Genomic DNA, 4,129 nt, shown 5'->3' with positions numbered 1-4,129 from the left:
GGCCCCTGGCGGCGTTGCGCCTCCTCGCCGTAGTCCCCGCTACGCCTCGTCGGCGCGCCTTGCCAGGAACCGTCAGGATCCACGCCAATTTTCGCAACTTATTTACGGGACAGGACACTAGAGGCTCATGAACCCCAAGGAGTGATGTGAGGCATGAAAGAGGGTGCAAGAACCCTGGGAGATATTGTTGACGATATCACCAAGGGGGGGGCAGACGAGCAGGAGGTGGAAGGACGGCAGATTCTGGAGTCTGTCGGGCAGCGTTCATTTGGTCCAATCCTGCTGGTCCCGGGACTCTTGGTGCTGTCGCCGCTTAGCGGGGTTCCCGGTGTGCCGACGATTGGCGCAATTGTTGTGCTTCTCATCACTGGACAAGTGTTATTGGGGCACCAGTGTTTCTGGGTTCCAGAATTTATCCTGCGTCGGCGAATCAGCCGCGAGCGACTTACCAAGGCGCGCAGGTTTCTCGCGCCAATTGCCCGTTTCGTCGACACGTTCATCAAGCCGCGCCTGCTCCGACTGACACGGCGACCGTTTAACTATGTCATTGCCGGTGCCTGCGCCCTGCTCGCGGTCATGATGCCGCCGCTGGAGGCCATTCCTCTCGCCAATGTGGTCACGGCTGCGGGTATTAGCGCATTTGGGCTGGGGCTGACCACTGATGATGGGGTGCTGGTATTGCTTGGGTTTGCCCTGACGGCGGCCAGTTTGTATTTTCTGCTGACCGTGCTGCTCTGACGAGCGGGTCGGCCCAGACCTCACAGGTCCCCCTGTGAGTTTTCAACCCCCTGCCTGCATCTGCCTTCTTATCGTTCATGCAAGCCCCCGCTGCGCTCAGTTGCCCAGTGCGGACATGGACTTGCGTCGCTGGACCATATAAAGAATGGCAAACGGGATACTCCGCCTGCTTCGGGTCACGGTCACTGTGACGTCGGTCTGCGTCCTGCTTGCCCGAGCGACCGACTGGTCTTGTTCGTTGCTCGTGGCGTTGCGAGCGGGCCGGAAGCGAACCGCGGCAGCCCTGCCGATAAATCTTACAGCTTGTGTTAGGAATGAGGGCGTGACGTTTTCATGTGACGGATATATATGAAAAAAGTGTTGTGGCACGCTGTTTGCTTGGAGGTTAGACAGAGGCTCAAGGATGAATTGTGACGCCATAAGGAGATAGGCACCTTGAAACGCAAATCCGCGACTCAGCCAGACACAGCATCGTATGAAGCCCGTCGCCAGTCCGCCGTCGACGAGTTACTCCTCCTGACAGATACCGGTATTGATAGCGCGTTCGAGCGGGTCACCCACTTGGTGGCGACACAACTTCATGTGCCGATTAGCGCCTTTTCCGTTGTGGACCGCGACCGGCAGTGCTTCCGCTGGGCACAGGGGATCGACATCGAAGAGACTCCCCGCGAGGGGTCGTTTTGCGGTTACACGATACTGCAAGATGATATCTTCATCGTCTCTAATGCCCGCCGGCATAAGGGCTTCAAGGACAACCCGCTCGTCACGGGGGAGACCAATATCGCTTTCTACGCTGGGGCTCCGGTGCGTACGCCGAGCGGTCACAAGATCGGGAGCCTTTGCGCACTGGACAACCGTCCAAGGCGGTTGACGTCGGGCATGCGACAGGCGCTGTTGGATCTGCGCGGCATTCTTGAGGCCCTGATCGAGCTGTTGACCCTGTCGATGCTTGATCACTTGACCGGGCTCTATAACCGCAGGCACTTTGACGACGTCATCGACCGGGAGTGGCGCCGCGCCTGCCGTCTGCGGCTACCGGTAGCGCTGCTGACCATCGACATTGATAATTTCAAATCCTACAACGACACCTATGGTCACAATGCAGGTGACCAGTGCCTGCGCAAAATCGCCGAAACAGTGAAGACTGAATGCAAACGCTCCGGGGATATCCCTTTTCGCATAGGGGGAGAGGAGTTTGCAGTGCTGCTGACGGTTACCGACCACAAGCAAGCCTATGCGGTTGCGATGCGCCTTCACCGCGCCATCCGGGCCATGGCCATCTCGCACACGCACTCGCCGTCAAAAATCGTGTCCCTGAGTATCGGTCTTGCCGCCACGGAGTCACTGCCTAAGGATGGCAGCGGCTTCAGGGATTTCATTCTATGCAGTGACGAGGCGCTGTATGCAGCGAAACACCAGGGCCGGGATCGTGTCGTTGCCAGGCGATTTAGTGTCACCACAGGGTGCAGGGCCGCAGAGCCTCAAGACTGTTAGGCGGCTTGGGCGCGGCGTCGGTGGCGTGGTCGGTCGCCTTGACCCGCCTGTCAATGCGCCCGATGATTACCGGGGTAGCGCCTTGCGGACAGGTGTAGGGAGGCGGCCGGGACAGTCGGCGGCCAGAGACTCGGTCCATGCCAGAGCCGGGGCACCACACGGGATACACTACAGTATGTCAGATCACCACCGGCGCTCGGCGAGCACCCCTGTCACCTCGAATGCCGAGGACTCGCTGCACCATACCGCCCAGGAGGCACGTCACGTGGCCCTGGGCGAGATGGTGGGCATCATCGGGCACCAGTGGCGTCAGCCACTGACCAGCCTCAGCATCATGCTTGAGGAGCTCCAGGTCCGCTACCACAGCGGCGAACTGGAGGGGGCCACTGTGGACGACCTGGTGGGGCGTGCCCAGGGGATCATCGGCCAACTCGACCAAACCGTGGAGGACTTCACCCGCTTCCTCTATCCGCAGAGCGAGCCCGGACTCTTCCAGGTCGCCGAGGCCACACGCATGGCCGTCAACCTCATCGAGCCGGCACTGGTTCGGGCCGGGGTCCGGGTGAATCTTGCTGTGGCCCCCGATCTGTCGGTGCGCGGCTTCCGCAATGAGCTATCGCAAGTGCTCCTTAGCTTGCTGCAGAACGTCGCTGAGGCATTTCCCAGCGGTGCCCACGATCGTCAGGTGTCCATTGAGGCCTGCCGGGCGGAGCAACAAGTCCGGATCACCGTCAGCGACAACGCCGGCGGCATTCCGGACGCGGTGTTACCCCACCTGTTTGAACCCTACTTCACCACCAAGGCAGCCGGGACCGGTATCGGTCTACGCTTGGCGAAGCTGTTGGTGGATCGCAGCCTGGGGGGGTCGATTAGCGCCGCTAACGGTCCGCTCGGTGCAGAGTTCGTCATCAGCCTTCCCCTCGCCACGGGCGATTAACCTGGGACAGGACACTAGTGTCCTGTGTATTGCTCACGAACCAGCGATCAAAAGTGGTGGGAGCCGTCCACAGGGGAAGCCGTTCGTATAGGCTCTCTTCGCTACGGCCGCCGTTGGCTGGTTCATGCCCCGTTGAACTGATCCTCTTGCAGAGGCTCCATGGTGGCGACGAGCTGGCGTCGGAGCAGCTTGCCGCAAGGCGTCTTGGGCAAGCTGGATACGAACAGGATGTGCCGCGGTGGCACCGCCGTACCAAGGGCCTCGCGGGCGAATGCCAGCAGCTTCCGCTGGAGGCGCTCCGGATCGCGGGGTTCTTCCCGGAGCACAACCCAGGCCACCACCACGGTGCCCGCGACGGCGTGAGGGATGCCGGCCACTGCGCTCTCGGCGATTGCCGGGTGGCGGTTGAGCACAGCTTCCACCTCCGCTGGACCGACCATGTACCCGTGCGTCTTGATGATGTCGTCCAGGCGGCCCACAAAGTGCAACTCCCCCGCTTCATCGCGTTGGGCCGTGTCTCCAGAGAGGTACCAGTCACCGCTGAAACGTGCCCGGTAGCGAGCCGGATCGCCCAGGTAGGCGCGAAACATGGAGGGCCAGCCAGCGCGCAGGGCGATCTGGCCCACCTCGCCGTCGCCGACGGGCGCCACGCCATCATCACTGCGTGTGACGAGTGCCATCTCGATACCGGGGGTGGGCCGCCCCATGCACCCGGGCGTCACTGGATCGTCGCCGTATTGGGCGATCATGGCCACGCCTGTCTCGGACTGCGACCACGCATCTCGGGGAGGCGTGCCCAGAGTCTCCCGGACCCAACGGTGTAGAGCCGGGTCGAGTGGCTCGCCGGTACTGAAGACACGATCGAGCGTGCTGAGGTCGTAGCGTGCGGCCGGCTCGTTGCCGGCAAGTTGGAGCATGCGCAATTCCGTCGGGGTCGTGAACAGGCATTCAACGCGCTCC

The 4,129-nt window shown here is 61.8% G+C and carries 4 protein-coding genes; 3 read left to right on the top strand and 1 reads right to left on the bottom strand.

Going from position 1 to position 4,129, the window contains the following annotated elements; all coding sequences use genetic code 11:
- Positions 1-153: 153 nt before the first annotated feature.
- The 3 genes from QZT63_RS12555 (at position 154) to QZT63_RS12545 (ending at position 3,169) form a co-directional block, all read left to right on the top strand.
- A complete protein-coding gene (locus QZT63_RS12555; RefSeq protein ID WP_290651672.1) occupies positions 154-738 on the top strand; it encodes an exopolysaccharide biosynthesis protein in 585 nt (194 codons plus the stop codon).
- 435 nt (positions 739-1,173) lie between these two features.
- A complete protein-coding gene (locus tag QZT63_RS12550; RefSeq protein WP_290651671.1) occupies positions 1,174-2,232 on the top strand; it encodes a sensor domain-containing diguanylate cyclase in 1,059 nt (352 codons plus the stop codon).
- A 175-nt stretch (positions 2,233-2,407) separates the two neighbouring features.
- Positions 2,408-3,169, top strand: a complete 762-nt coding sequence (locus QZT63_RS12545) for an ATP-binding protein (RefSeq protein ID WP_290651669.1) — start codon at positions 2,408-2,410, stop codon at positions 3,167-3,169.
- A gap of 122 nt (positions 3,170-3,291) precedes the next feature.
- Here the strand turns inward: QZT63_RS12545 and QZT63_RS12540 are convergent.
- Positions 3,292-4,129 (bottom strand): AMP-binding protein (locus QZT63_RS12540; RefSeq protein ID WP_290651667.1); only part of this gene is annotated, 838 nt, incomplete at its 5' end.

This window comes from Aquisalimonas sp. (genome assembly GCF_007120195.1).
In the GTDB taxonomy this organism is placed as follows: domain Bacteria; phylum Pseudomonadota; class Gammaproteobacteria; order Nitrococcales; family Aquisalimonadaceae; genus Aquisalimonas.
The sequence above is the reverse complement of the archived record's forward strand: the minus strand, read 5'-3'. Positions and strand labels throughout refer to the sequence as shown.